The 26,686-nt window shown below is 62.1% G+C and carries 24 protein-coding genes, 4 tRNA genes and 1 pseudogene; 26 read left to right on the forward strand and 3 right to left on the reverse strand.

Annotated elements, in window-relative coordinates:
- Positions 1-64 precede the first annotated feature (64 nt).
- The 8 genes from rny to AACI_RS07345 all read left to right on the forward strand — a co-directional run bounded on the left by rny (position 65) and on the right by AACI_RS07345 (position 8,737).
- On the forward strand, positions 65-1,612 hold the full coding sequence (gene rny / locus AACI_RS07310) for a ribonuclease Y (protein WP_012810814.1): 1,548 nt from the start codon (positions 65-67) through the stop codon (positions 1,610-1,612).
- A 165-nt stretch (positions 1,613-1,777) separates the two neighbouring features.
- Entirely contained in the window at positions 1,778-2,038 is a 261-nt protein-coding gene (locus AACI_RS07315; protein ID WP_008340016.1) for a stage V sporulation protein S, read from the forward strand.
- Between the two features lie 25 nt (positions 2,039-2,063).
- Positions 2,064-3,011, forward strand: coding sequence for a dipeptidase (locus tag AACI_RS07320; protein ID WP_012810815.1), 948 nt, complete (start codon positions 2,064-2,066; stop codon positions 3,009-3,011).
- Positions 3,012-3,290: 279 nt separating this feature from the next.
- Positions 3,291-3,827 (forward strand): outer spore coat protein CotE, encoded by a 537-nt coding sequence (gene cotE / locus AACI_RS07325; RefSeq protein WP_012810816.1) that lies wholly within the window; start codon positions 3,291-3,293, stop codon positions 3,825-3,827.
- Between the two features lie 62 nt (positions 3,828-3,889).
- Positions 3,890-4,966 carry a YheC/YheD family protein gene (locus AACI_RS07330; protein ID WP_012810817.1) on the forward strand — a complete coding sequence of 359 codons (1,077 nt, stop codon included), beginning with the start codon at positions 3,890-3,892 and terminating at the stop codon, positions 4,964-4,966.
- An 18-nt stretch (positions 4,967-4,984) separates the two neighbouring features.
- Positions 4,985-6,097 carry a YheC/YheD family endospore coat-associated protein gene (locus AACI_RS07335; RefSeq protein ID WP_012810818.1) on the forward strand — a complete coding sequence of 371 codons (1,113 nt, stop codon included), beginning with the start codon at positions 4,985-4,987 and terminating at the stop codon, positions 6,095-6,097.
- 28 nt (positions 6,098-6,125) lie between these two features.
- Positions 6,126-7,589 carry a putative amidoligase domain-containing protein gene (locus AACI_RS07340; protein WP_012810819.1) on the forward strand — a complete coding sequence of 488 codons (1,464 nt, stop codon included), beginning with the start codon at positions 6,126-6,128 and terminating at the stop codon, positions 7,587-7,589.
- Positions 7,590-7,615: 26 nt separating this feature from the next.
- Entirely contained in the window at positions 7,616-8,737 is a 1,122-nt protein-coding gene (locus AACI_RS07345; RefSeq protein WP_041707416.1) for a YheC/YheD family endospore coat-associated protein, read from the forward strand.
- On the opposite strand, the gene AACI_RS07350 is transcribed toward AACI_RS07345, so the two are convergent.
- On the reverse strand, positions 8,734-8,982 hold the full coding sequence (locus AACI_RS07350; protein WP_012810821.1) for a hypothetical protein: 249 nt from the start codon (positions 8,980-8,982) through the stop codon (positions 8,734-8,736). The two genes, AACI_RS07345 and AACI_RS07350, sit on opposite strands and share 4 nt — an antisense overlap.
- A 102-nt stretch (positions 8,983-9,084) precedes the next feature.
- On the opposite strand from AACI_RS07350, the gene miaB reads away from it, so the two are divergent.
- The 11 genes from miaB (at position 9,085) to AACI_RS07405 (ending at position 18,048) form a co-directional block, all read left to right on the forward strand.
- A complete protein-coding gene (miaB, locus tag AACI_RS07355) occupies positions 9,085-10,578 on the forward strand; it encodes a tRNA (N6-isopentenyl adenosine(37)-C2)-methylthiotransferase MiaB (protein WP_012810822.1) in 1,494 nt (497 codons plus the stop codon).
- The gene (locus AACI_RS07360; protein ID WP_012810823.1) at positions 10,578-11,030 is read left to right on the forward strand and encodes a RicAFT regulatory complex protein RicA family protein; all 453 of its coding nucleotides are present in this window, start codon (positions 10,578-10,580) and stop codon (positions 11,028-11,030) included. Before miaB ends, AACI_RS07360 begins: the two co-directional genes overlap by 1 nt.
- Positions 11,031-11,042: 12 nt before the next feature.
- Complete coding sequence (gene mutS / locus AACI_RS07365; protein WP_012810824.1) at positions 11,043-13,646, forward strand: DNA mismatch repair protein MutS; 2,604 nt, start codon at positions 11,043-11,045, stop codon at positions 13,644-13,646.
- Positions 13,647-13,657: 11 nt separating this feature from the next.
- Positions 13,658-15,514, forward strand: a complete 1,857-nt coding sequence (mutL, locus tag AACI_RS07370) for a DNA mismatch repair endonuclease MutL (RefSeq protein WP_245530460.1) — start codon at positions 13,658-13,660, stop codon at positions 15,512-15,514.
- A complete protein-coding gene (locus AACI_RS07375; RefSeq protein WP_012810826.1) occupies positions 15,511-16,311 on the forward strand; it encodes a class I SAM-dependent methyltransferase in 801 nt (266 codons plus the stop codon). Before mutL ends, AACI_RS07375 begins: the two co-directional genes overlap by 4 nt.
- On the forward strand, positions 16,308-17,309 hold the full coding sequence (miaA, locus tag AACI_RS07380) for a tRNA (adenosine(37)-N6)-dimethylallyltransferase MiaA (protein WP_012810827.1): 1,002 nt from the start codon (positions 16,308-16,310) through the stop codon (positions 17,307-17,309). Before AACI_RS07375 ends, miaA begins: the two co-directional genes overlap by 4 nt.
- A 1-nt stretch (position 17,310) precedes the next feature.
- Positions 17,311-17,571 (forward strand): RNA chaperone Hfq, encoded by a 261-nt coding sequence (hfq, locus tag AACI_RS07385; RefSeq protein WP_012810828.1) that lies wholly within the window; start codon positions 17,311-17,313, stop codon positions 17,569-17,571.
- A gap of 108 nt (positions 17,572-17,679) precedes the next feature.
- Positions 17,680-17,755 (forward strand) — tRNA-Thr (locus tag AACI_RS07390).
- Positions 17,756-17,801: 46 nt separating this feature from the next.
- Positions 17,802-17,877: transfer RNA gene (locus AACI_RS07395), tRNA-Trp, on the forward strand.
- 20 nt (positions 17,878-17,897) lie between these two features.
- Positions 17,898-17,973, forward strand: a tRNA-Thr gene (locus AACI_RS07400).
- Positions 17,974-17,975: 2 nt separating this feature from the next.
- Positions 17,976-18,048 (forward strand) — tRNA-Val (locus tag AACI_RS07405).
- Between the two features lie 118 nt (positions 18,049-18,166).
- Here the strand turns inward: AACI_RS07405 and AACI_RS17280 are convergent.
- Positions 18,167-18,556: a tyrosine-type recombinase/integrase gene (locus tag AACI_RS17280; RefSeq protein ID WP_081442628.1), complete on the reverse strand. Its 390-nt coding sequence runs from the start codon at positions 18,554-18,556 to the stop codon at positions 18,167-18,169.
- A 225-nt stretch (positions 18,557-18,781) separates the two neighbouring features.
- A pseudogene (locus tag AACI_RS07415) lies at positions 18,782-19,998 on the reverse strand (IS256 family transposase).
- A gap of 386 nt (positions 19,999-20,384) precedes the next feature.
- Here AACI_RS07415 and AACI_RS07420 point away from each other — a divergent pair.
- From AACI_RS07420 to AACI_RS07450, 7 genes are all read left to right on the forward strand, one after another.
- A complete protein-coding gene (locus AACI_RS07420) occupies positions 20,385-20,792 on the forward strand; it encodes a DUF669 domain-containing protein (RefSeq protein ID WP_012810830.1) in 408 nt (135 codons plus the stop codon).
- 2 nt (positions 20,793-20,794) lie between these two features.
- Complete coding sequence (locus AACI_RS07425; protein WP_012810831.1) at positions 20,795-21,202, forward strand: hypothetical protein; 408 nt, start codon at positions 20,795-20,797, stop codon at positions 21,200-21,202.
- 374 nt (positions 21,203-21,576) lie between these two features.
- A complete protein-coding gene (locus AACI_RS07430) occupies positions 21,577-21,774 on the forward strand; it encodes a hypothetical protein (RefSeq protein WP_012810833.1) in 198 nt (65 codons plus the stop codon).
- Between the two features lie 96 nt (positions 21,775-21,870).
- A complete protein-coding gene (locus AACI_RS07435) occupies positions 21,871-23,571 on the forward strand; it encodes an IS1634 family transposase (RefSeq protein WP_041707247.1) in 1,701 nt (566 codons plus the stop codon).
- A 190-nt stretch (positions 23,572-23,761) separates the two neighbouring features.
- Positions 23,762-24,157 (forward strand): RusA family crossover junction endodeoxyribonuclease, encoded by a 396-nt coding sequence (locus AACI_RS07440; protein WP_012810834.1) that lies wholly within the window; start codon positions 23,762-23,764, stop codon positions 24,155-24,157.
- A 339-nt stretch (positions 24,158-24,496) separates the two neighbouring features.
- Positions 24,497-25,780 (forward strand): RNA-guided endonuclease IscB, encoded by a 1,284-nt coding sequence (iscB, locus tag AACI_RS07445; protein ID WP_012810835.1) that lies wholly within the window; start codon positions 24,497-24,499, stop codon positions 25,778-25,780.
- Between the two features lie 176 nt (positions 25,781-25,956).
- Complete coding sequence (locus AACI_RS07450) at positions 25,957-26,679, forward strand: putative quorum-sensing-regulated virulence factor (RefSeq protein ID WP_012810836.1); 723 nt, start codon at positions 25,957-25,959, stop codon at positions 26,677-26,679.
- Positions 26,680-26,686 lie beyond the last annotated feature (7 nt).

A 26,686-nucleotide genomic window follows, 5' to 3' on the forward strand; every position in this document is an offset into this window, starting at 1 on the left:
GCTCGAAGACGTCATGGTTCCGATGCGAACAGGTGATCGTCGACCGGAGCAAGGAGGCGCCTCATTGGAAGTCGCAGTCTGGCTGTTGATCGTGGTTTCGCTTGTTTGTTTAGGCATTGGCTTAGGTGTAGGGTACGTGGTCCGGCGCATGGTCGCCGAGGCCAAGATTGGCGCCGCAGAAGCGCGCGCCTTGGAAATTATAGAGGCCGCGCAGCGGGACGTCGAGGCTCGGCGCAAGGAGGCGGTCCTTGAGGCCAAGGAAGAAGCTCACCGCATCCGGCAGGAGGCCGAGAAGGAGCTGCGCGAGCGACGCAACGAGATTCAACGGATGGAGCGCCGCATCCTGCAAAAGGAGGAGGCGCTCGATAAGAAGCTCGAAGTCCTGGAGCAGAAGTCGGAGGAGCTTCGCCGAGAAGAAATGGCCATCCAGGCGCTCAAAGAAGAGGCTGAGGCTCTGCGCCAGGAACAGGTCCGGGAACTCGAGCGGATTTCCGGCTTGACGCGAGAAAGCGCGAGGCAGCTCATCCTGGAACAGGTTGAGCGCGAGGCGCGCCATGATGCGGCGCTTATGGTCAAGCAAATCGAGCAGGAGGCCAAACGCGAGGCAGACCGCCGGGCGAGGGACATCGTCGCCAACGCCATCCAGCGGTGCGCGGCGGATCATGCCTCCGAGATCACCGTGACGGTGGTCAACCTGCCGAACGACGAGATGAAGGGGCGCATCATTGGGCGAGAAGGCCGCAACATCCGAACCCTCGAGTCGCTCACGGGCGTGGACTTGATCATCGACGACACGCCGGAAGCGGTCATCCTGTCAGGTTTTGACCCCATCCGCCGCGAGATCGCCAAAATCGCGCTCGAGCGACTGGTCGCCGATGGGCGCATCCACCCCGCGCGGATCGAGGAGATGGTGGAGCGGGCTCGTCGGGAAATCGAGGACGTGATCCGCGAGCAGGGAGAGCAGGCCACGTTTGATGCGAATGTCCACGGCCTGCATCCCGATCTGGTGAAACTTCTCGGTCGCCTCCGCTTCCGCACGAGTTACGGGCAAAACGTGCTGAAGCACTCCATCGAGGTTGCGCATCTCGCAGGGATGATGGCTTCCGAACTCGGGCTCGACGCTGCCCTTGCGCGCCGAGGTGGTTTGCTGCACGACATCGGGAAGGCGGTCACGCACGAGGTGGAGGGATCGCACGTGGAGATCGGCGTCGATCTTGCGCGCCGATACAAAGAGCATCCCGTCGTGATCAACTGCATCGCCGCCCACCACGGCGACGTGGAGTTCACCTCGCCGATTTCTGTGATCGTCGCGGCGGCCGATGCCATCTCGGCGGCTCGCCCGGGTGCGCGCCGTGAAACCCTGGAAGTGTATATGAAACGTCTGGAGAAGCTCGAACACATCGCGGATTCGTTCGCGGGTGTCGAGAAGAGCTATGCGATTCAGGCGGGTCGAGAGATCCGCATCATCGTAAAACCCGAATTGGTCGACGATGCTGAGTCTGCGCTGGTTGCAAAGGAGATATCGAAGAAGATCGAGAACGAACTCGACTATCCCGGCCAGATCAAGGTGACGGTAATTCGAGAAACTAGAGCCGTTGAATACGCAAAATAGGGCAGCCTGGGGCTGGCCCTATTTTTATACATATGGTCGAGGGAATCCCTGAGGCGTGCGGCGTTGGGCGGCGTTTGAGCCCCTCTTGTCCGTTGGCATAATGGGCTTTCTGGCGAATATCGTATAGTGTCCTACTGCCGACGGAACAGAGGAGGTCATCTCACCGTGGATGTGTTAAAAGTCTCGGCAAAATCGAATCCCAATTCGGTCGCAGGCGCCCTTGCGGGGGTCGTGCGCGAGCAAGGTTCGGCAGAAATTCAGGCGATTGGAGCGGGGGCGCTCAATCAAGCCGTGAAGGCCGTCGCGATCGCGCGAGGGTTTGTCGCACCGAGTGGCATCGACCTGATCTGTGTGCCTGCCTTTACGGACATCAAAATTGATGGCGAGGATCGAACCGCTATTCGCCTGCTCGTAGAGCCTCGCTGAGAAAGGATGAAGATCGGTGGCGCGAATGCTTGTGGCCGACGCACATGTCGACGTCCTGATGAAGTTGGCGGAGGGCCGCGTGGCTTTTCTGGAGGACTCGCCCAACCTGCGGGCGAACTACCATTCCCTGCGCGAGGGCGGTGTCGCCACACAGGTGTTCGCGCTCTACGTCGATCCGTCCCTTGATTCCTACACGCAGTTGGCGGTGGTCTTGCGACAAATTGACGCGTTCTACCAACAGGTGGCCATCCTGGCCGATGTGCGGGCGGTGCGATCCAGGGAAGATTTGCGCATCGCCCGCCAGCAGGGACAGATGGCCGCCATCTTGTCGCTTGAAGGCGGCGGCTGTCTCCGCGGCAGCGTCGAGATTCTCCGGATCCTGTATCGCCTCGGCGTTCGCGGCGTGGGTTTGACGTGGAATGACGCGAACGAACTGGCCGACGGTTGCGGAGAGTTGCGGGGGGCAGGGTTGACGCGCGTCGGCCGCGACGTGCTGAGGGAAATGCAGCATTGGTCGATGTGGATCGATCTCGCCCATCTGCACGACGCTGGCGTGCGCGACGTGCTTCGGCTCACGGACGGACCCGTGATGGCGTCGCACGCCAATGCCCGGGCCGTTCATCCTCACCGCAGGAATCTGACCGACGATGTCATTCGCGAGATCATCCGCCGGGACGGGTGGATGGGCCTGACGTTTCAGCCGTCTTTCGTCGGGCGCGATCCCGTCGGGATCGACGACGTGTTCCGCCATTTGGATCACGTTCTCGATCTCGGGGGGCACCGCCACGTCGGCTTTGGATCGGATTTCGACGGCACGTCCGCGGACATTCCCGGCCTTGCCGCAAGCAGGGACTACCGTGCATTCGCCGAGCGGCTGTGCGACCGGTACGGCCAGGACCTCGCGCAGGCCTTTCTTTTCGGCAACTTCGAAGCCTTCTTGATGCGCCAGTTGCCGTCCACGTCGCCACTTTGAAACGCCTCGCCGCCTGAGGCGGCGCTTTCTTGATCACGGCCTTCGTCGCAATCGAACCTCCGCGAATCCCTCTCTTCTCGCTTCTCTGTGGGCCATCGCCCAATTTTCTCCCGCCAGTGTTCAGCGCGGCGCACCTCCATTCGCCCATGCATACGATGTGCTGTGAGCGCGACTGGGCAGAAGCCGTTGGGCGCGATGCCCGATGGGCTCCTTGCCTCGCAATCGGTTCGATCCCTGCGAGCGCAGGTCCGCTCGATTCTGCACAGAGGAGGTAGCCGCATGGTGCTGTCCAGCAAAGACCTCAGCTACCGGGAAATCATGGCGAATGCCGTGTGTGGCCGCGGCAACAAGTATTCTCAGACGACGTACACGGTTCGCCCTGCCCACCGCCCGAGCACGATCGGAGGCTGCTGGGTGATGAACCACGTGTACGAGGCGGAGTTGGTTGGCGACTACGTCGAGGTCCGGGGCCGGTTTGACATCAATGTATGGTACTCGTACAACGGCAACACGGACACGGCCATCGCCAAGGAGACCGTCACGTACACGGAACAGATCGCCCTGCGCGACCTCGACGACGCCTGTGTGCGCGACAGCCGCGAGGTGTGCGTGCATGTGATCCAGAGCCCGAATTGCCTCGACGCCACCCTGACAGGCAACGGCTCCGAGGTCTTGGTGCGCGTCGAAAAGGAACTCGGGGTGGAGGTCATCGGTCAGACCAAGTTGTGCGTCGTCACGGTCGACCTCGCGGACAAGAAAGACGTCGACTTCTTCGAGGAGGAGAGCCAGGTCGAGGAAGTCGAGATCGAAGACTGAAGGCGCGAGCGCGTTCGAGGGGGCAGGCGCCCCCTCCCTTTGTGTCCGGAGGAGGTGCGCGCATGGAGGATGACGTCGCACGCACGCAGCTCGCCATCTACGTGGACGGCCCGTATCCAGGGCCGCGGAAGTTCGGCGAACAGACGCGATTGTTCGAAGATCTCGTCCTTCTCGGGCGCGATAGGGGCGTGGACGTGCAAGTCCTGACGCCGGGCGATCTCTCGGCCGGACGCGCGCACGTGTTCACGGGCGCCGCGTGGGGGATGGCGCCGCGCGCCGGGATGGGGGTGGTTTTGCGCCGATCCGGCGTCTTCCACCGCCAACCGGCGGTCGCCGTGCGGGAACTGGTCGCGCTTCGCCGCCGGGGGCTTCTACATACACTCCCTCGACAAAGTGGGCACAAATGGAAGTTGTACACCTGGCTTCGCCGGGATCAGCGCTTAAGACCTCATCTCCCCCGCACCTGGTTGTGCACGCGGGTGGAGGATCTCATTGCGCTTCTCGCCAACCAGGACGACCTGTATGTCAAGCCGCTCAACGGGACGCAGGGCCAGGGCATCCACCGCGTGCGGAGGCGAGCGGGAAGGATCGAGCTGTGGCCCGCGTCCGGCGGCGGACCCATCTTGGTGGCGACGCCGTCCGAGCTTGCGTGCGCCTGGCCTGCTGGCTCGTGGCTGCCGTCCGTGGCCCAGACCACCATCCCCCTCGCCCGTATGGGAAACAGGCCCTTTGATCTGCGCTGGCTCGTCTGCGACGGCGACCAACCGCAGATCATCGCCAGGGTCGCGCGCGTTGCCAAGCCTCAGGCGGTCACCACCAACATTCACACGGGCAGCGAGCCGCGCGCCGCTGAAAGCGCCCTTGCCGATGCGTTCGGGACGCAAACGGCGGGCGATCTCGTCGGTCAGTTGGACGAGATCGCCAAGGCGGTCGCAGAGCTCGCCCGGGAGCGGTTTGGGCCGTATGCCGAACTGGGCCTGGACCTCGCGGTGAGCGAGGACGGCCGCGCGTACTTCATCGAGCTCAACCCCACGCCCGGCCGAAAAATGTTGCGCCGGTTGGATCCGAAGGTGCATCGTCTGTCACTCCAAGCCTTGCTGGAATATGCTATCCAAGTTCAACAGCGGCGCGGGGGATGACCGCGGGGGGTGAGGAAGATGGTGCAGCGGCCGCTCATCGGCATTCTCGATCACCCGCGATGGGACGAACGCCGGGAGACCCTCCGAGACAACGATCAAACGGGGGGGATTCGGCGCATGGTCGAGATCGCGCAGTCGCTGGGTGCGGAGGCGTTCGTGTTTGGTTTAGGGGATGTCGATCTGAAGGCCAGGCGCATCCGCGGGTTCTCTCGACTGGACGGCCGATGGGTCGAGCGGGTCTATCCGTTTCCCGACGTGATTTACGACCAACTCGTCTCTCGCAAGATCGAGCGAAACGAGGCCTATCGATCGATCCGGCACGCGCTTTCATCGGCGTACGGTGATCGGTTCTTCAACGACGGCTTCTTTGACAAGTGGCAGATTTACGAGTGGCTGCGGCGCTCCCCGGTGCGCCCGCACGTCCCGGAGACCATCCGCCACCGGTCTCTCGCCCAAGGAGCGGTTTTCGTCGCTCGCCACCCCGTCACCTTTCTGAAGCCCCTTCACGGGAGCCTCGGTCTCGGCATCGTCCGCTTTGCGCTCGACAAGGATGGCTCTGTCTCGTACGAGTGGAAGCGATCGCGCGAGGGCGTCGTGCGCGGCACCGCCGCTTCCCCCGCCGAGGCCGTGCAGCTGTTTCGCACGCAATTGCGAAGGCGGCCGTATATTTGGCAGCAGGGTATCGATCTCGTCGCGCTGGACGGACGGCCCGTCGATGTCCGCATCCTGCTTCAGCGCGACGGAACCGGCGCTTGGAAGCGCACCAAGATGTTTGCCCGGGTCGCGAAGTCCGGGGATTTCACCTCCAACCTCGCGACGGGCGGCGGTGCCATGCCGGTGGACCGCGCGATTCTCGGCGCCTTTCCTGACGAAGCGAAGAAGCGCGTGCGCGCGTCGATCCGCCGGCTCGCCGAGGCCGTGGCGGAAGCGGTTGAAGCGGGCGCCGGGCGCACCTTCGGCGAACTCGGCATCGATCTCGGCGTCGATCGGCGCGGTTTCGTGTGGGTCATTGAGGTCAATTCCAAGCCGCGCAAAGCACCTGCGTCGGCGAGCGGCCGCGACGACCTGGTCGAACTCTCGTTCAGGCGGCCGATGGAATACGCGCTGTTCCTCGCGCGGCGGCCGTCGTGAGCCCGCGCCGAACCAGGGGGGAGTGCAGATGGCGTACTACCTTTTGTTTAAAAACCAGCCCTCGGCCAGACGGCTCATGGCAAGCGTGCCTCGCCTCTCCAGGTACACGGCGAGCAATCGAATGACGGATCGCGACGTGTTCATTCGATGGGGGATGATGGAAGAAAGCGATCCCGCCCACGGAACGGTGCTAAATGCCAGCGAAGCCCAGCGCCGAATCGCTTCGCGCGCGCAGATGGCGAAGTTTCTGAGGCGGGTTGGCGTGCGTGTGGCGCCGCGCGTCAACCGAGACGGGCTTCCCACCACGTTCAGCCGTCAGTATCGCATCGCGATTTTCGACTTCGTGCCCATCGGCTGCTTTCGCTCCGACTCGGGGGTGGACTGGACTTCATCTCGCATTTCGCGGATCCACGAGTCTTTCGAGGAAGTGCCGCTCGACAGCGACGGGCAAACGCGGCGAGCCACGTATCTGGCGACGCGAACCTTGCACGCGCTGGGGCTCGACTTCGGCCTCGTCTCCATTGGCGTATCCGATCGCGGTTTTCTCCAGGTGCTGGACGTGAGCGCCGCGCCCATCTTGGAAGGGCGTTTGCTGGAGTTATACCGGGATGCTATGCAGCGCTTTGTCGAGCGGGAAGAGGAGGCGCGCCGCCTGGGGCCTCCTGCGGTGACGCTTGGCGCCGATGTGGAGCTCATGTTGAGAAATGCTCAGAGGAAGATGGTGCTCGCAAGCAAATACTTTCCTCGCAAGGGGCGGATCGGCTGCGACGACCGCAGTGTCCATTTCGACGGCCGGCGGTTGCCCTTGATGGAACTTCGGCCGGCACCCGATTCGTCACCCGATGGCCTCGTGTTGAATCTGCGCGCGTTGATGCAGGAGGCGAGCGAGGTCATCAATCGGCCCGGGGTCGAATGGCGAGCGGGCAGTGCTCCGTTTCGGCCGTACTGCACGGGGGGGCACATTCACGTCTCCGGGGTGCCCCTCGGCGCGCGGCTGGTCCGCGCGCTGGACCACTACGTCGGTTTGCCGCTCATGGCCGTCGAGGATCCGGTCCGCGCTCAGTGGCGTCGGCCCAAGTACGGATTTTTGGGCGACGTGCGCCAGAAGGCGCACGGCGGATTCGAGTACCGCACGCCCGCGAGCTTCGTGTGCAGCCAGGCGGCCACCCGCGCCGCGTTTCACCTGGCTCATATGGTGGCTCGGCATTATCGCGAACTTCCGTTGTACGACATCTACTCACCGCAACTTCAGTTCGCGTTTTACCATGCGGACCGCGAGGCGCTGCGGCCGATCCTGCTTCGCAACATCGACGCCATCCGCGCACATCCCGAATATGCCCAGCATCAGGACGCCATTGAGCCACTGTTTGCGATGATCGAACGCGGGGAGACCTGGGACGAGACGGTGGACGTTCGTCAGGAGTGGGGTGTGCCCCTCCGGCGCGCGCAGGGGCCGAAGCGGGCGAACGTCTCCGCGGCCCGAAGCGTGTAGACGGCACGTCGCGTGAGGTGTGGATGATGAGTCAAGCATTCCACGGGAGTGTCCACGACGGCCAGGCGGGCGAAATCGCTTGGCGGCATGATGGGCCAGCCTTTGCAATTCTCACCGCCGAACACCCATCTGGATTCGCCGGATCGCGGCGCTATTTCCGGGATATCATTGCGGCGGGGCAAAAACGAGGATTCCTGGTGTACGTCATCACGCCTCCGTCCGTGTCGGAAGGCTCGTTCTGGCAGGGGTACGTGCGACTGGGCTATCGAAATTGGAAACCGATGTGGCTGCCTCGGCCGCTCGCGGTGTACAATCGCATCCCAAACCGAGCGCTCGAAGCGAGCGCCGCGGTGCAACGGGCGCGCGCAACGCTCCAGGCGATGGGCATCCCTTTCTTCAATCACCGCTACTTCAACAAGGCCAAGATTTACGAGGCCGTTCGCCGCGCAGGACTCGGTCAGCACCTCCCGGAGACGCGGATGTTCACGGGCGCTGAATCGGTGATGGACCTCTTGAGCCGTCACCAGGCGGTCTATCTGAAGCCCGTGGGCGGCAGCATCGGGCGCGGCATCGTGCGGGTGGAGCGCCGGGGCGATGCATTCGACGTGTGGGCGCAGCGCGCGGAGCGGGCGGAGCATTGGGCGATTCACGACTTGCGGGAGTTGGACGAAGCGCTTCGCCGAGCGCGCCTCCCAGGCGCATACGTGGCGCAGGCCGCGGTGCCCGTCATTCGCTTCGACGGACGACCATGCGACGCTCGCGTGCTCCTTCAGCGCCCAGGGGCGAGCTGGCAGGTCGTGGGTTACGGCATTCGCGTCAGCGGTGAAGAAAGCATTACGAGCCACGTCCCGAACGGCGGACATATCGCGGATCGCTGGACCGTCCTGCGTCAAGTGTTCGGTTCCTGCAGCGAGGACGTGGATGCCAGGCTCGTCTCGTTCACCCGCTCGGCCGCCGCGGCGATTGAGCGGTCGATGCCCGGGCACGTGCGCGAGATGTCCATCGATGTCGGCATCGACGAAGCCGGACATCCTTGGTTGTTCGAAGCGAACGCGAAGCCGATGCGATTTGACGAGCCCGACATCGCGCGCCGCGCGAGCGCGGGCGTGATCGAGATCCTGCGCAATCTCGCCGGCATCTCGCGTTAGATGAGCGGCCAGGGCAGCAGAAAGCGCTGCTTGCCTTTCGTGATATATTGAATCTGGTGCAGAGGAATATAGTGCCACTTGCTGTCGTACACCAGCAGAGCTCGATGGGATTGAAGAATCTCGTCGATCTCCGGGAAATCGCTGGCGTACGATTTTTTATTGGGCGCAACTACGGCGCCGTCCAGCGGGTGCTCGCGAAACGCCACGTGCACCTCGAACGTAGGGACGTTCACTTTCTCCGACATGACGAGCTCCTCACCACGTTTATACGCTTTACTGCTTATGGTATCATGTGAGATTAGATGTGCAAGACGAAACCACCATTCCAGGCAACGGAGTGTTGAGATATGGAGAACTTGATTCGCCTCGCGCGCGAGGGAAGGCTCGAGAAGGGCCTCGGCCTCGTGTTTGGGCAGACGCATCGGCCGAATCAGGCGGTGCGCGTGTCCTACGATGCCGATGCGCTCACGCGCGCGTATCGAGTGGGCCGGAAGCCGAGCGGAGAGCCGTACCGGTTTTTGATCCGGACGTACGGCTGCCAGATGAACGAGCACGACACGGAGGTCATGGCGGGCCTCCTCACAGCCATGGGCTATGAACCGACGCATGATGCGGAGGAGGCCGATTTCATCCTCTTCAACACCTGCGCGGTTCGCGAGAACGCGGAGGAGAAGGTGTTTGGCGAGATCGGCCGTCTGCGGCCGCTCAAGCGCCAGAATCCCGAACTCATCTTCGGCCTGTGCGGCTGCATGGCCCAGGAGAAGGGCGTGCAGCGGATGGTGCGGGAGAAATATCCGTGGATCGATCTCGTCTTCGGCACGCACAACATCCATCGCCTCCCGGCGCTCCTCTTTGCCGCCCGCGCCTCGCAGGAGACGGTGATGGAGGTCTGGGACAACGCCCCAGAGACGGTGGAGGACTGGCCGAAGCTGCGCAAGGACCGCGTGCGCGCGTGGGTCAACGTCCAGTACGGGTGCAACAAGTTCTGCACCTACTGCATCGTCCCGTATACGCGCGGCGTCGAGCGGAGCCGTCTGCCCGAGGACGTCCTGCGCGAAGTGGCGGAGTTGGTCCAGGAGGGGTACCAGGACATCACGCTGCTCGGGCAAAACGTGAACGACTACGGCGTCGATCTCGGCACGACCAACTTCGCCCGCCTCTTGCGTCAGGTCAATGCGGTGCCAGGCGTTGGCTGGATCCGATTCACGACGTCCAATCCGTGGAACTTCACGGACGAGCTGATCGACGCCATCGCCGAGTCGGAGAACGTGGTCGAGCACATTCACCTGCCCGTGCAGTCTGGCAATAACGAGATTTTGCGGCGGATGAACCGCTCGCACACGCGCGAGTACTACCTGCGCCTGGTTGACAAGATCCGCAGCAGGATTCCCGGCGTGTCGATCACGACCGATCTCATCGTCGGCTTCCCAGGAGAGACGGAGGCGCACTTCCAGGACACGCTGCGGCTGGTGCGAGAGGTGGAGTTCGACAACGCCTTCACGTTCATCTACTCGCCGCGGGAGAACACGCCGGCGGCGCGGTGGAACGACGACACGCCGCTCGAGGAAAAGAAGGAGCGCCTCATGCGGTTGAACGAGGTGCAAAACGAGATCAGCCGGCGGCACAACGAGAAGCTGCGGGGCACGCTACTCGAAGTCCTCGTCGACGGAGAGAGCAAGACGAACCCGGACGTGCTCTCGGGCCGCACGCGGACGAACAAGCTCGTGCTGTTCCGAGGAGACAAGTCGCTCATCGGGCAGCGCATCCGCGTGCGCGTGACGGAGCCGCAGACGTTCTTGCTGAAGGGCGAGATCGCACAGGTGGAAGAGGTGGTCTCGTGATGGCCCTAGCGACGCATGTCGACACGGACACCATTCTGGCCGCCGCGGACGAACTTGCGGAGATGATCCGTCGTTCGGACGAGTGTCGCTCGTATTGGAGCGCGAGAGAAAAGATGGAACGCAATCCGCGGGCCCAGCGCCTGTTTGACGAGCTCAAGAAGAAGACGAACGGGCTTTGGACGCTCCGCGACAGGCTCGGCGAATCGCACGAAAAATACCTGCGCATGAAGCAGGAGACCGATGACCTCTGGGAGCGCCTGTACGAGATCCCCGTTGCGCTTCAGTACAAGGCGGCTCAGGACGAACTGAACGCGCTCTTGCAGGAGGTCGTCGAGGTGATCTTGGCGAATTTGCACGGGACGCTCCCTGTCGAGCGGGGGCCGCGCATGTGCGGAAGCGGCGGGTGTTCAGGAGGCTGTGGCGGTTCCTGCCACGCGAGCGCCGGAGCATGAGGAGGTCGACTCGTGAGCCTGACGCCGATGATGCGGCAATACCGCGAGATCAAGTCGAAGCTCGACGATACGCTCTTGATGTTCCGGTTGGGCGACTTCTACGAACTCTTCTTTGAGGACGCCGTGATCGCGAGCCAGGCCCTCGACATCACGCTCACGGGCCGCGATGCGGGCGAAGCGGGGCGGGTGCCGATGTGCGGCGTGCCCCACCACGCGCTGGACGGGTACCTCGAGCGGCTCATCGAGCAGGGGTTTCGCGTGGCTATCTGCGATCAGGTCGAAGATCCGAAGGCGGCGAAGGGGCTGGTGCGCCGCGAGATTGTCCGCATCGTCACGCCGGGCACGGCGGTGACGGAGGAGTCGGACGCGCGCTACCTCGCGGCGCTCGCGTTCCAGGGTGACGAAGTCGGTCTCGCGCTTGTCGACGTCGGCGCCGGCGACGTGTGGTTCGGGGCCGGGAGCGCCGAGGATATGCGCGATCACGTCGCCAGGTTCCGACCGCGCGAGATTCTGCTCGAAGGCGCACAGGCGTTTCCCGGTTGGCTCGAGGAGATCTTGAATCGGCACGGAGCCATCGTGACGCGCGTCCCCGCCCCGTCGGGCGACGCGTTTCTCATGCACTACGGTGCGTCTTCGCCGGAGGCGCTTGGTCTGAGGCCGGGATCGGCCGCGCTTTCCGCCTGCAACATGGGCTTCCAATACCTTCGGGACACGCAGATGGCCGCGCTGCGCCATCTCGCCCCGCCGCGTCCGCTGTTGGAACCCGGGCGGATGTGGCTGTCGGAGCGCACTGTCGAACATCTGGAGCTCGTGCCGATGGGAAGCGGCCGGGAACGGAGGACATCCCTGTACGACGTCATCCGCGAGACGGTGACGGCCGCCGGATCCCGCCTGTTGCGGACGTGGATGCTGCGGCCGCTGGTGGACCGCGGGGCGATTGAGGAGCGGCTCGACGCCGTGACGGCGCTCGCCGACGATCTGTTGCTTCGCGCCGAGATTCGCGAGTCGCTCAAGGGGATGCACGACCTTTCGCGGCTTCTCGCGAAGTGCTCCATTGGCCGCGCCACGCCCCGCGATCTTCTCGCGCTGGCGCACGCCATCGAGAAAGGCGAGGCGGCCATCGCGCTTTTGCCCGCGGACGGCCCGGCGCTTTTCAGCCGTCTGACCCGAGATCTGCCCGACTTTCGGCCGCTTGCGGAACACATCGCACGCGAGCTCGTGGACGATCCGCCCGCTTCGGCGGCCGAGGGCGGCATCTTCCGAGACGGCGTCGATGCCGAGATCGACCGCCTGCGTTCGCTGCAATCGGAGGGCCGCAGCTGGCTGCGCGAGTTCGAGGCGCGAGAGCGGGAGCGAACAGGGATCAAGTCGCTCAAAATCGGTTACAACAAAGTGTTCGGCTACTACATCGAGGTCTCCAAGGCGAACTTGTCGCTCGTGCCCGCGGATTACGAGCGCAAGCAGACGCTCGCGGCCGGCGAGCGCTTCACGCACCCCGAGCTCAAGGCCCGGGAGGCCGACATGCTCACGGCCGCGGAACGGGTGGTGGAACTCGAGCGCGCTCGCTTCGAGTCGTGGATTCATCGCGTCCGAGAACAGGCGAGCGAACTGCAGCGTTTCGCGGAGGTCGTGAGCACCATCGACGTCCTCGCGGGCCTGGCCGAGCTGGCCGTGAAGCGCGGCTATGTCCGGCCCGAGGTGACAGACGATGTCGGCATCGAGATCCGAGAAGGCCGCCACCCAGTCGTGGAGGCGTCGCTCGGTTCTGAATTTGTGCCGAATGACCTGGTGCTCACGCCCGATGCACCTATCATCCTTCTCACGGGCCCGAACATGGGTGGGAAGAGCACCTACATGCGCCAGGCGGCGCTCATCGCCATTCTCGCGCAGATGGGCTCGTACGTGCCCGCCCGCTCGGCCCGCATTGGCCTTGTCGATCGCGTCTTCACGCGCATCGGCGCGTCGGACGATCTCAGCCGCGGCCAAAGCACGTTCATGGTCGAGATGACGGAGCTGGCGGAGATCCTGCGCGAGGCGAGCGGAAGGAGCCTCGTGCTGTTGGACGAGATCGGGCGTGGCACGTCGACGTACGACGGATTGTCCATCGCCGAGGCCGTGCTGGAGGATCTGGCCGAGCGGCGCGACCGGCCGCTGACGCTCTTTGCGACGCACTACCACGAGCTCATCTCGTTTTCCGAGCGGTTCTCCTGCGTCCGCAATCAGTCCATGGCGGTGGAAGAGACGGACACCGGCATCCGGTTCCTGCACACCGTCGTGATGCGCCCGTCCGACCGAAGCTACGGCATCCAGGTGGCCCGGCTCGCAGGGCTTCCGGATCGGGTGATCCGGCGCGCCATGGAATTCCTCGAGGCGCGAGAGGCAAAACCCGAGGTGGCTGCGGCCCGGGACGACCGGCGCGAGAGGCGTCGCCAAGAGGGGCAGGCGCGCGAAGGGGGCCCTGTGGCGCTCGACTTGTTTGCGGCTCCTTATCGCGATCTCGTCGATTGGCTGGCCGCCCAAGACGTGATGCGCATGACGCCGCTCGAGGCGATGCAGGTCTTGCACGAGGCCGCGGAGAAAGCGAGGGATCTCGTCGGATGGGAAAGATCCAGGTAATGCCAAAAGTGATGGCGGACCAGATTGCGGCGGGCGAGGTCGTCGCGCGGCCTGCGTCGTGCGTCAAGGAGCTCGTCGAGAACAGCCTCGACGCCGGTGCAACGCGCATCGAGGTTTCGCTGGCGGAGGGCGGGATCGCCTGTGTGACCGTCGTGGACGACGGGGAAGGCATGTCGCCGGAGGACGCCGTCTTGGCGTTTCACCGCCACGCCACGAGCAAGGTGCACGAACCGCGCGATCTCGCCCGCATCCGCACGCTCGGCTTTCGGGGCGAGGCGCTCGCGGCCATCGCGTCCGTCGCGCGCGTTCGCCTCATCACGCGGGCGCGCGGGGAGGAATCGGGGGTCTTGGTGCGCGTGGAAGGCGGCGAAATTCATCCGCCGGAGCCCATCGGGGCGCCGTTTGGTACGACCATGGAGGTGCGGGACCTGTTCTTCAACACGCCCGCCCGCCTCAAGTATCTCCGCAGCGCGCAGACGGAGCAGGCGCGATCGGTGGAAGTTGTGCAGCGCGAAAGCCTCGCGCATCCCGAGGTGGCCTTTGTGTGCCGCACCGAGCGCCAGGTCCTGTTCCAGACGCCGGGTCGCGGCGATGCGCGCGAGGTCTGGGCGGCGCTGTACGGCGTGGGCGAAGCGCGCATGCTAATCGAGGTGCGCGGCACGACCGGCGACTACGCCCTGCGGGGATACGTGGGCCGACCGACGCAGGCTCGATCCTCGCGGCAGCACGGATATCTCTTCATCAACGGCCGGCCTGTGCGCAACCCGGCCGTGCAGCAGGCGGTGGAGCGTGCCTACGGCGAACGGCTGATGGTGGGGCGATATCCGGTCTATGCCCTGTACCTCGAGATGGACCCGGCGCTGGTCGATCCGAACGTACATCCACAAAAATGGGAGGTCCGCCTGAGCGAGGAGCGCGACGTCTGCCACCTCGTCGAATCGGCCGTTCGGGCGGCCCTGGACAACGCGATGCTCACGGCGGCCCCGCGCGTGCGCACGAGCGCCCCGCTCGCATCTCCTGTTCCTCTGAACCTGCCGGAGGAGAGCGCGGGCCCGAGCGAGATGCGGCAGAGTCCGTCGCCCGCCACAGATCCCAAGGAGCGTCCGCGCGTCCTGGCGCGCTCGCCTTCATTCGGCCAAGGGCCAGGCCGAACAGCCGCCCCGAGGGAGGCGTGGGAGTCCGCGCTCGCGGTGCGCGAATCGGCGGCTGCGCAGGTGGAAATCGAGCACGGAACACGGGAGAGTCAGGCGGAGGGCGATGGGCGCGATGTCCCACAGGAGCGGCCTGCGGACTGGCGGCTTCGTCCCATCGGACAAGCGCTCCGCATGTACATCCTGGCCGAAGATGGGAATGACCTTTATATCATCGATCAGCATGCCGCGCACGAGCGCGTGCTGTACGAGGATGTGCTCGACGCGTGGCAGCAAGGCGACATCCAGCCCATGCCGCTTCTGACACCTCTCGAACTTTCGCTCACGCCGTCGGCTTTCGAGGAGGTCATGGCCCGCCGAGAGGAACTCCTTGCGCTCGGATTCGAGATCGACCCGTTCGGAGTTCACACCATCCTGGTGCGCACCATTCCCGATTCGTGGCAGGGGCTCGACTACGCCGCGCTCGTTCGAGACGTGCTGGACGATCTCGCGTCGATGGGGCCGAAGGCGACCGCGCGCGACATCATGCACCGCCTGGCGACGCGCGCGTGCAAGGCGGCCATCAAAGCGCACGACTCCCTCACCATGCCGGAGATGGAGGCGCTCTGCCGACGGTTGACCCGCGCGCGGGATCCCTATCATTGCCCCCATGGTCGCCCCATCTTCCTGCGCATGAGCGAACGAGAACTGGCGAAGTCGTTTCGGAGGATCGTATGACACAAGCTTGCAAGACGGACATGCGCATCCTTGTGACCACGCCGCTCCACCCGAAACCCGCTCAGGTAGCGCGCGCGTCGGAGATGGCGGCTTGGTTTGGCGGCATCGCGGTGCCGAGACGCGGCCAGAGCATCGCTCGTTTGCTCGCCGATGCGGACGCCGTCGTGGTGGTGGCCGATCCGGCCGTCGTGCACGTGCGCGGCGTCGAGCACCCGCTCTTCTTCCACCCGAGCATGGCATATCAACGGCTCAGGCGGCTCGAGCAGGGGGAACCCGATCGCCTGCTCGCGCTCGCCGGGGTTTCGCCGGGCGACGTGATCGTCGACGCCACCCTGGGGCTTGGCACCGACGCGCTGGTCTTCGCCGCAGCGGTCGGGCCGGAAGGGAGCGTCGTGGGCATCGAGCGCTCGCCTGTGCTGTACGGGTTGCTCCGCGCGGTGCAGGCGTACGGTTCCGAGGCTCATCCACGCGAAGCCGCGCTCCTCAAGCGGGTTGCGCTCGTCCACGGCGATCACGCCGATTGGCTGCGATCCCAGCCCGACCAAAGCGCGGACGTCGTGTACTTCGACCCGATGTTTCGCGAGCCCGTGCACCAGTCGGCGCACATGCAGCCGATTCGGCCCGTCGCCTGGGAAGCCCCCCTCTCTCGAGAGGCCCTGGAGGAGGCGAAGCGGGTCGCGCGCAGGGCCGTGATCGTCAAGGAACGTCCCAAATCGGGCGTATTCGAGGCGCTGGGTCTTGAGCCCGACCGCACGACGGGCCGATTCGCGTACGGTGTATGGAGGAGGCCACGATGACCGACAGGAAACCCATCGTCTGCGTGGTCGGGCCGACGGGTGTCGGCAAGAGCGAACTCAGCGTCGAGATCGCGCTGCGCTACGGCGGAGAGGTCGTCTCGGCGGATTCCATGCAGATTTACCGGGGCATGGACATCGGGACCGCGAAGCTTCGCCCGGACGAGATGCGCGGCGTTCCCCATCACCTGCTCGACATCGCCGATCCCGCGAGGAAGTTCACGGTTGCGGAGTGGAAGCGGCAGGCGGACATGGTCATCGACGAGATCGTCGCGAGGGGCCGCCTGCCCGTGGTGTGCGGCGGTACGGGGCTGTATGTCCGGGCGCTCCTCGACGATCTCGACTTTTCGCAGACGCCGGAAAACGTCCATCTGCGCGCGGCGCTCGACCGGCGCGCGGACGAGGAAGGCGTGCAGGCGCTGTACGAGGAGCTGCGCGCGAGGGATCCGGAACGGGCCAGGATGATTCATCCGCACGACCGAAAACGAATTGTCCGCGCGCTTGAGGTCGCCATGGTCCGGGGCACGGGCATGTCGGAAGACTACGACTGGACGCCGCGCCAAGGGCGGTACGAGGCGCTCGTCCTCGGCATCACGATGCCGCGCGAGGCGCTCTATCAGCGGATCGACCGGCGGGTGGAACACATGTGGCGACTCGGCCTGGTGGACGAGGTCAAGCGCCTGCTCGCGGCCGGCGTGCCGATGGGTGGGACGGCGATGCAGGCCATCGGCTACAAGGAAGTTGTCTCCTATTTGTCGGGTGCCGTATCGGAGGAGGAGGCAATTCGCATCATACAACAGAACACGAGGCGGTTTGCCAAGCGGCAGTGGTCGTGGTTTCGGCGTGATCCTCGGGTGCACTGGTTCGCGAAAGGCAGCGATGGGCTGTTTTCGACGGACGAGATCGCGCGATTGTGGGCATGCATCGACCACTTTTTGCAGGATATCGGGTGGTCGACTGCGAATAGATCCAGCACCTGCAGATTGGAGAGTGAATCGTAGCATGTCGAAGTCGTCGGTCAACATTCAGGACACATTTCTCAATCAGGTGCGCAAAGAGCGAATTCCGGTCATCGTGTACCTGGTGAACGGTTTTCAAATCCGCGGACTGGTCCGCGCGTTCGACAACTTCACCATCGTGGTGGAGACGGACGGGAAGCAGCAGTTGATTTACAAACACGCCATCTCCACCTTCGCCCCGATGCGGCCGGTATCGCTCGTGCAACCCGAGCCGAGTGCGGAGGCTGATCAGCCGGCGGAGTAACGAGCGAGCGGGCGAGGACTGTTGCGCGTCGGTCGTGCTGGATTTGGCGACGAATAAGGGTTGACAATCCGAGGCGCCCCGTGCTATAGTAATCCTCGCCGCGACAATGCCAGCGTAGCTCAGTAGGTAGAGCAACTGACTTGTAATCAGTGGGTCGCAGGTTCGATTCCTGTCGCTGGCTCCAGACGGTGGAGGGTGGCAAAAGAGTTCATCCTCCACAGGTTCCACGCAGGGGCGTAGTTCAGCTGGTAGAACGGCGGTCTCCAAAACCGCATGTCGTGGGTTCGAATCCTGCCGCCCCTGCCATTCTCCCCTCCATTTCCCTTGCTCCCATAGCTCAGTTGGTAGAGCGCATCCATGGTAAGGATGAGGTCACCAGTTCAAGCCTGGTTGGGAGCTCCAGAGGGCGTTTAGCTCAGTTGGGAGAGCATCTGCCTTACAAGCAGGGGGTCGGCGGTTCGAGTCCGTCAACGCCCATCATATTGCAAGTTGCGAAATCCCTTGTGCCGCAAGGGATTTTTGCTTTCAAGGTACAGTGGACTTTTCATTGAAGAGGCCTCGAAAGTGAAGTTTGGGGACCATTGGGGGACCAAACTCAAATCGACTGAGATCGGCTTCGAAATGGATTCAGTTTTTCAAGGCGATCCGCCGTCTCGCGACTGACTGCTTCCGTCTCATGCGTGTAAAGGTCAGCAGTGATGGATAGTCGCGTATGGCGAAGCCGTTCTTGGATGGACTTAAGGTCTGCACCGTCTTCGCGCAAAATAGTCGCTGTAGTGTGGCGCAAGTCATGAAGGCGAATGCGCGGCAGTCCGTGCTTATCCAAGAACCGACGCCAATGGAGGGAGGGAGTACTCGGATAATATTTCTCTCCGAATCCATTGTGAAAGAGGAATTGCTTCTCTCCTCCTTGCCACTTGCCACTCTGTTGCAGGTGCCATCGTTCCTTGATCCAGATTTCTCTATACTTTGACAATTCGTTCATGTAGGTAGTGTCCCGTCAAGAGGTGTAAATTCACCGTTTGTGTCTACTGTGTGACATCGGTCGGCTTTGTCCCGTTCCGGGCGATATCGACCGTCTTCACGCTCTGTCAAGGGACGCTTCACTCGTCCTTCGGACGCCCTTGACAGCGCGCTCGCCGGTCGATTCCAAGCCATTAGGGGACAAAGCCTTGGTCTGCGAGCATGCTCGCACGCCCCTTCCCACACGTTATTTTTGCAACATCGCCTCGGCTGCGAGGAACGGACGATTGGGCTTGAGTTTCGCCATCGACTCCAGGCTGAAATATCGCCGCGACACCAGCCACTCTTCGTGCTGCTCTTGCAAAATCGCTCCAGCGAGGCGCACTACCGATGCTCGATTCGGGAAAATCCCCACGACGTCCATCCGCCGACGCATCTCTCGATTGAGCCGCTCGAGCGGGTTGGTCGAGCAGATCTGCGCCAGTGCTCGATAGGTAGCGCCATAAACGCCAGCACGTCCTCCTCTGCTGCCTCCAAAATGTCCATCGCCTTCGGGAAACGCCCCCGGAGTTCCGCGACCACTCGGCGAAGCTGCTCGCGGGCCGCTTCTTGCGTGGGCTGGGTGAAGATCGTCCGGATGATCGAGGCCACCATCGACTGCTCCCTCTTCGGCACTTGGCTCAACACGTTCCGAATCGTGTGCACTTTGCAGCGTTGCCACGTCGCGCCCGTCAGCACTTCCGAAATGGCCTGGCGCAAGCCTGCGTGCGCATCGCTCACCACCAGACGCACGCCCCGAAGACCTCGCGCCTTCAGGCTGCGCAGAAAGTCCGACCAGAACGCGCCGTCCTCGCTCGTTCCGACATCGAATCCGAGTACTTCGCGCTCTCCGGTGTCCGTGACGCCAATGGCGATGACCAGCGCCATGCTCTGCACGCGGCCGCCCTCCCGCACCTTCGGGAACGTGGCATCCAGCCACACGTACGGATACTCACGCTCGAGCGGCCGCTCCTTGAACTGGCGAACCTCTTCATCGATGAGCTGGCAGAGGCGAGACACCTCGCTTTTGCTAATGCCATCCAGGCCCAACGCTCGCACCAGGTCATCGACCTTGCGGGTGCTCACGCCCTTCACGTACGCTTCCTGGATCACAGAAGCCAGCGCTTGTTCCGCTCGACGCCTGGGCTCCAGAATGGAAGGGAAGAAGCTGCCCTGACGGAGCTTTGGAATCTTCAAATCGACCGTCCCGAGGCGCGTGTCCCAGGCCCTTGAACGATAGCCGTTTCGTTGTGTGACACGGCTCTCCGTCCGCTCATAGCGCTCGGCACCGATTTTCTCTGCGGCTTCCGCATCGATGAGGAACTGCGTCACGAGTTGCATCAATTCCCGTAAAAAATCGATCTGATCCACGTCTTGCATCTTGCGAATCCATTCGAGAACTGCGAAGCTATTGAGCGAAGCCATCGTTGCGTGCCTCCTACTTTTGGTGTTGGTCACACTTAGTAGACACGCACGGTGGCTTCTTCGTCAATTGGAGACGACGAATTTTACACCACCACTTGAGACTCTAACTCTATCACCGCACGGAAGATGAAGCAGGAGGAACATTGGTCAAATTTGAACCTGAACAAAATGAGTTCGTGATCGATTGGGACGATATTGGCCTGGTGGAATATCCGATGGATTGCATCGCAGCAATTTGTCCTGATGAGCCCATAGAAGATTCTTGCGAAGGCGACTAACGGTAGAGTCGAAAATCATTATTTGTCTTCCACTCCCCTCTTGGATAGAGAGGAGTCGCCTTGGCGTACTCTCGTAACCTGGAACATTGAAGCATAGGAGGATGAAACATGAATCTAGCCGATCTCGATACCAAGTATCAGAACGTCGAGCCCGCCAAGGTCGGCTATCAGCCGCTGCCAGACGGAAAGTACCTTTGCCGTCTGGAGAAGGCGGAGGTGAAGCGGAACAAGGGTAACGACGGTATCCACCTTGCGTTGGTGTTGGCAGTGGATGAGGGCTCGCACAAAGGCCGGCGCATCTTCCACAATCGCCCCATCAACGACAACGAGAAGACGTTGGCGTGGCTCAAGCGGGATCTCCTTGCGATCGGATACACCGACTACCTGTCTCGATTGCCGGAGGTTCTGCCACAATGCCTCGGACGCCTGGTGAAGGTGGAACTGAAGACAGTGACGATCCCGACCACCGGGCAGAAGGCACAGATCGCGTATCTCGATCCTGTCAAGGGGCGCTGATCATGAGGACCACACTAGAGCGGTACACAGCGGAGTTCGCCTTGTGGAGTCGCCACACACCGAATCGGGATCTCGTGGCGCTGGTGTATGACGTGCGGGATCGCGACGGGAATCTGCTGCGCAAGCACGCGTGGCTCCAGCTCGGACGTTGCTCGCCTCAGTATCAACCGCCGCTTCGCACGGGCGAGATTGTCGAGTTCTACGCTCGTCGCGAGCGTTATCGACGCCGAAAGCCTCCGCCGTCAGGTGTGGAGCAGGAGCCATGCATTGGGTTCCGAGTAGTTGGGTGTCTGTATCCGGTTGACCTCGAACGAAAGGAGGACGACCATGAATCGACGCGAGGGTTGGCGGAGGCGCTTGCGTCGGCTGTTGGCGCCGTGGCGCAAAGAGCGGGTTTGGATCCCGATTGACCCGCCGGAGCGCCGACAACCGCCCGCGACGCCGGAAGCTTTTGCTGACGACGAATCGAGGTGACGGACATGACGAATCTAAACGAGCAGAGACAGGCGACAGTCGTCGAAGCCCGACCACTCAAGTGGCGACGTGGACTGCCGACGGTGCTTGAAGTGGTGATGGAGGTTAATGGTCAGGTTCGCATCCAAGAGTACATTTTACGACCGGAGAACGGGTTTCGTCACAAACGAAAGGGAAAATTCAAGCGTGCCTCGACGTCCAGTTCACACAATGGAGAGACCTAAATGCCGGTTGTACGGCAAGCCCGTGGGCTACTATTGGAGCGTGCTCTGCGAGGACTGCCGCGACGAATACCAGGAGGACGAAAAACATGAACGAGCGATTCGAGTTCCTTGAAACGCAGTTAAAGCAAGCCGGTGAACGCGTTGCACGAGCGAAGGCCTTATGGTTGGTGAATTCCGACAGTGATCTTGCGAACCAACTCTATGAGCGCTATCGAGCCGAACAAGCCTACCTTGCGCAGTTACTGGACGCTCTCTTCCAATCCAAAAACCCGCAAGCCTCATAACATGGCCCACATTTCGCGCCCGTTTTTCGGGCTTGTGTTCATTTTCGACAGGAATTTTGATTCCACACGTGGAATTGGATAGCCCGTCGTATCTTCGTGCGGGAGGCTTTCCAGTTGTTCGGTCCAGTTCGCTCGTATGTCATGGGGCCTGCGCCCGTTTTAGCCAGACTGATCGACGAGTTGAAGTGGGTAGAGATTATCGACGAGTTCGTGCCACGTCCGGATAGCAAACTGTCCGTCGGGCTGCGTACCAAGGCGTTGCTGGTTAATATCGGCACGAATCGCGAAGCCCTCTACCGGGTGGAGGAGTTCTACGCGCAACGGGATGTGGAAGTCCTGCTTGGAAGCGGCGTCTCCGCAGACGATCTCCATGATGACGCTTTGGCCCGGGCTCTGGATGCCTTGTACGACGCAGGTCTCGAGGCATTATACGCGCGTATCGCCCTCCACACGCTACGCAGACTCCGGGTGCTCAGCGATTCCAACGAACTCATCCCCATCCATGCGGATACCACGTCGCTCTCTATGACAGGCGAGTACCTGGACCAAACAGCGTTTCGCATTGACCGGGGATTCTCCAAGGACCACCGGCCTGATCTCAAGCAAATTGTGTTTGGACTTTGCACCGTCCATGGTCTGGGGCTATGCGCGAACGTCAACCCTGGGAACTTGGACGATCACACATGGAATTTCGAGAACATCCAGCAACTCCTGAGCCAGCTCGATGAGGAGACGCGAAAGAGAAGCGTCTACGTCGCGGACGCGGCGTTGGTGACGAAGGACAACCTTGAGCTTTTGGCGGAGGAAGACTTCCATTTCATCTCACGACTGCCGGGGACGTATAAGCTGTCCGAGGACCTGAAGAGAGCGGCATGGGAGAAAGAAAACAGCTGGAAAGAAGTCGGTCGGCTCGCTGAGGCGGAAGACAGCGCCCATTACAGGATCCAGGCCTTCCGTCGCACGCTGTACGGGCGAACGTATCGATTCGTCGTGGTGCGCTCCTCCAGCCTGGATACCCGGAAGGAGCGTAAGCTCAAAGAGGTGCTCAAGCGTGAGAAGGCTGCGCTGGAGAAAGCGGCCAAGGCGATGAGCCAAAACGTCTACAGTTGTGAACAAGATGCGCAGATGGCCATGCAGACCTTCATGCACGAACACCGTGCCACTTTGCATCCCATCTCCGCCCGCATATGTGCCGAGCAGGTGCAGGCAAAACGCGCGCGCCGCGGTCGCCCGCGCAAAGATGACCCGCCACCGCCGGTGCATACACAGTACCGTGTGGAAGTGGCGATCTTACCGCCTTCTGAGGAGCGGGTTCAGCAGTGGCGAGAGAAGGAAGCGACGTTTGTGCTCATCACCGACATCCGCGATGATCAGCGTGTGTCAGATGAACAGATCCTCCGCCTGTATAAGGAACAACACGAGGTGGAGGCGCGTTTTCGGTATCTGAAAAGCCCGTATCACGTGGGTCCCATCTACCTGCATAAGCCGACACGGGTGAAAGCGTTCGGTTTCGTCATGCTGTTATCCCTGCTCTTGTATAGCGTATTGGAATATCTCATCCGAGAGAAGATGAAGCGGGAAACGGAACCGCTCATGCTGCCAGGCAATCGAAAGAGTTTTCGTCCAACAGGGTTGGCCATCCTCGAGATGCTGGATGGAGTGACGACCGTGCACATGCAGGTCGGCGACACGTGGCAGCGAGTACCTGCAACGCCTCATAATCCTCAGATCATGAGGGTTCTTAAGCTGCTGAACATGGACCTGAGCATCTACACGGAAGCGCAAAAAACGGCTTGATCAACGTTTGGGTCCGTGTGCACAGGGTTTCCAAAACTGAACATTTCTCAAAAAGATCGCGCTTTCGATAGCCCACACCCTTCCAGTCCCACAGTCGTCGGACGCTCAGATGGCTACCTCGCTCGAGTTTCCAGCTAAGTTTCTGTCGCGCGGCGCGAAATGTGGGACATGGACAGGAGTTCCGGTCGATATGCAACGTCTGATCTTGCCGCTCCCGCCTTCCGTCAACCACGCCTATCGGACCTATGTCCATCCGCAAACGGGACAGCGAATACGGGTCCTCACGTCAAAGGCGCAGAAGTTCCGGCGGGATGCGGCGTACCTGGCACTCCGATGGCGACAGGAGACAGGGTGGACGATGCCCCAACCAGGCACCAAGGTGGTGCTGAGGCTCTGGTACTTCTGGCCGTCGCGCCGTCGAATGGATACACACAACCGAGAGAAAGTGCTGTTGGACGCGCTCGAAGGCGTACTCTATCCCGAGGACCGATGGGTGCTGATTCAGGAAATGGACTTTGAAGTGGATCGGAAACGTCCTCGGCTCGAGATCGAGGTGCTTCTTCATCGAGACCTTTGTGCAACGTAACGATTCGGGCATGTGCATTACGAACGTGTATTCGGTATGCTTGAATTAGAACGTATGTTCGTTAGGGGTAAGGGTTATGGAGTCAACCACCCCACGGCTAAAGCCGGGGGCTTGCGATGAGCAGGCCCGAGGTTGACCAGCCTCAGCCAGGGCCGTAGGGCCATCGGGCTACGTTATCCCGGTCATGACACCCTGGAGTGCGCGAGCCAGCTCCAGGCCCTGTCGCGGGCGGTTAAACAGGCATACGGGGGCGAAGCCAGTGCCGCTCGCATGACAAGCCGGGATAACATTGGCGAGGCTCACGTGACCGCCGAAAGGCGAGACGAGGAGGTAACTCTGATGCGGCAAAACCGCGTACTGGTTCTGGACACGCATCGACGACCGCTTATGCCGTGCCATCCGGCGCGCGCGAGGCAACTGCTGAAAGCTGGCCGGGCGTCGGTGTTTCGGCGGTATCCGTTCACGATCATCTTGCATGACCGTAACGGTGGTGACGTTCAACCCATGCAACTCAAACTTGCACCTGGTTCAAAGACCACAGGCGTGGCGCTTGTTGCAGACTTTCAACGCGGGAAGACGGTTGTGTGGGCTGCTGAGATCCAGCATCGCGGCGATCAGATCCGACAGGCGCTGTTGAGAAGGCGAATGTTGCGTCGAGGTCGCCGATATCGAAAGACCCGTTATCGCAAGCCGCGCTTTGACAATCGTCGACGGCTCGAAGGTTGGCTCCCGCCGAGCCTAATGAGCCGGGTGCACAACATCGAGACGTGGGTCGCTCGCCTGCGGCGTTGGGCACCGATCACACATCTCTCGATGCAATTGGTGAGTTTCGACACGCAGAAGCTCCAGTACCCGGAGATCAGCGGCGAGGAGTATCAGCAAGGCACACTTTACGGGTACGAAGTTCGGGAGTACCTGCTGGAGAAGTGGGGCCGAAAGTGCGCGTACTGCGGTGCCGAGAATGTACCGCTAGAGATCGACCACGTGATTCCGCGTTCTCGCGGTGGATCTGATCGCGTATCGAATCTGGTGCTTGCCTGCCACCGATGCAATCAAGCAAAGGCTAATCGACCGGTGGAGGAGTTCCTGGCGCATGACCAAGAACGTCTGCATCGGATTCAAGCGCAGTTGAAACTTTCGCTTCGTGACGCCGCGGCGATGAACGCTACGCGATGGGCGGTGTTCCGTCGACTGAAGGACACAGGATTGCCTGTTGAAGCCGGAAGCGGCGGTCGGACGAAATACAACCGATTCTCGCAAGGCTATCCGAAGGCGAAGTGGATTGACGCGGCTTGTGTCGGTGAGTCTGGGCAGTGCGTCCGTCTGGACACACAGATGCAAGTTCTCACGATTGTGGCAAAGGGGCATGGGAAGCGACAACGCTGCATCACAGACAAATACGGTTTCCCGAGAAGCCACGCACCGTCTTCGAGATCGTACATGGGTTTCCGCACAGGCGATCTGGTACAGGCGCATGTCCCGCGAGGGAAGTACGCCGGGACACATGTTGGGCGCATTGTGATCCGGCATCGGCCAAGTTTTCAACTCAACGGATTTAATGTGCATCCCAAATATTTGAAGGTTTTGCAGCGAGGCGACGGATATGGGTACGCGATGGAATGATTCCGGCACCTCCCCCCTGGCTAAATCCGTTTGATCCTGGATATGGGTATTACTAGTGGAGATGGGCCAATATCTTCGGGAGAAGTACGGCGCGCGGGTGTTCCCGAAGTCGGTGGGTAAGCCCCGGTCGGGGCAGACCTTGAGCCGAGAAAGTCAAAGCGAAAGAAGGGAACGCGTTGAGATTACAGGAAGCGCGATTCGTGGTGGTAGACACGGAAACGACAGGGTTGCCGCCGGAGGGTCGCGTCGTCGAGCTCGCACTGGTTGAGGTCGGTCTTGAATGTGAGCCACAGATCGTGTACTCGGCGCTGGTCGATCCGGGCTGTCCGATCCCGCCGGAGGCCTCCGCGGTGCATCACATTACCGACCGCGACGTCGCAGGCAAGCCGCGGCTGTCTCAGGTATGGCCGAAGGTGCTCGGATACATCGGCGACGCGATTCTGGTCGCGCACAACGCCGAGTTCGACCGCGGGATGCTGCCGGAGACGGGTCGACCGTGGATTTGCTCAAAGCGCCTGGCGCAGCACTTGTGGCGTGACGCGCCGAAGCATTCGAATCAGGTGCTCCGCTACTGGCTCGGGATCGACGTCGAGGTGGGACAACCCCACCGTGCGCTGGGCGACGCGATTGTGACGGCGCACGTGTTCCAGCGGGAGCTCCGTGCGTATCTGGAGGCGGGGTATCCCGACGATGTGGACGAGCTAATCGCCTTTGCGGAGTCGCCGATTGAGGTGCAGACGATGCCGTTCGGCAAGCACAAGGGCATGCCGCTGAAGGAAGTGCCGCTGGACTATCTGGACTGGGCGCTGAGGAACTTGCAGGATCTTTCGCCGGATCTGAGGTGGAGCATGCAGCGGGTGCTGGAACAGGGGCTTCGATGGCCGGGAAGAGCAATTTAGGTGTTGA

Origin of the sequence: Alicyclobacillus acidocaldarius subsp. acidocaldarius DSM 446 (assembly GCF_000024285.1) — a bacterium.
Lineage (GTDB): Bacteria > Bacillota > Bacilli > Alicyclobacillales > Alicyclobacillaceae > Alicyclobacillus > Alicyclobacillus acidocaldarius.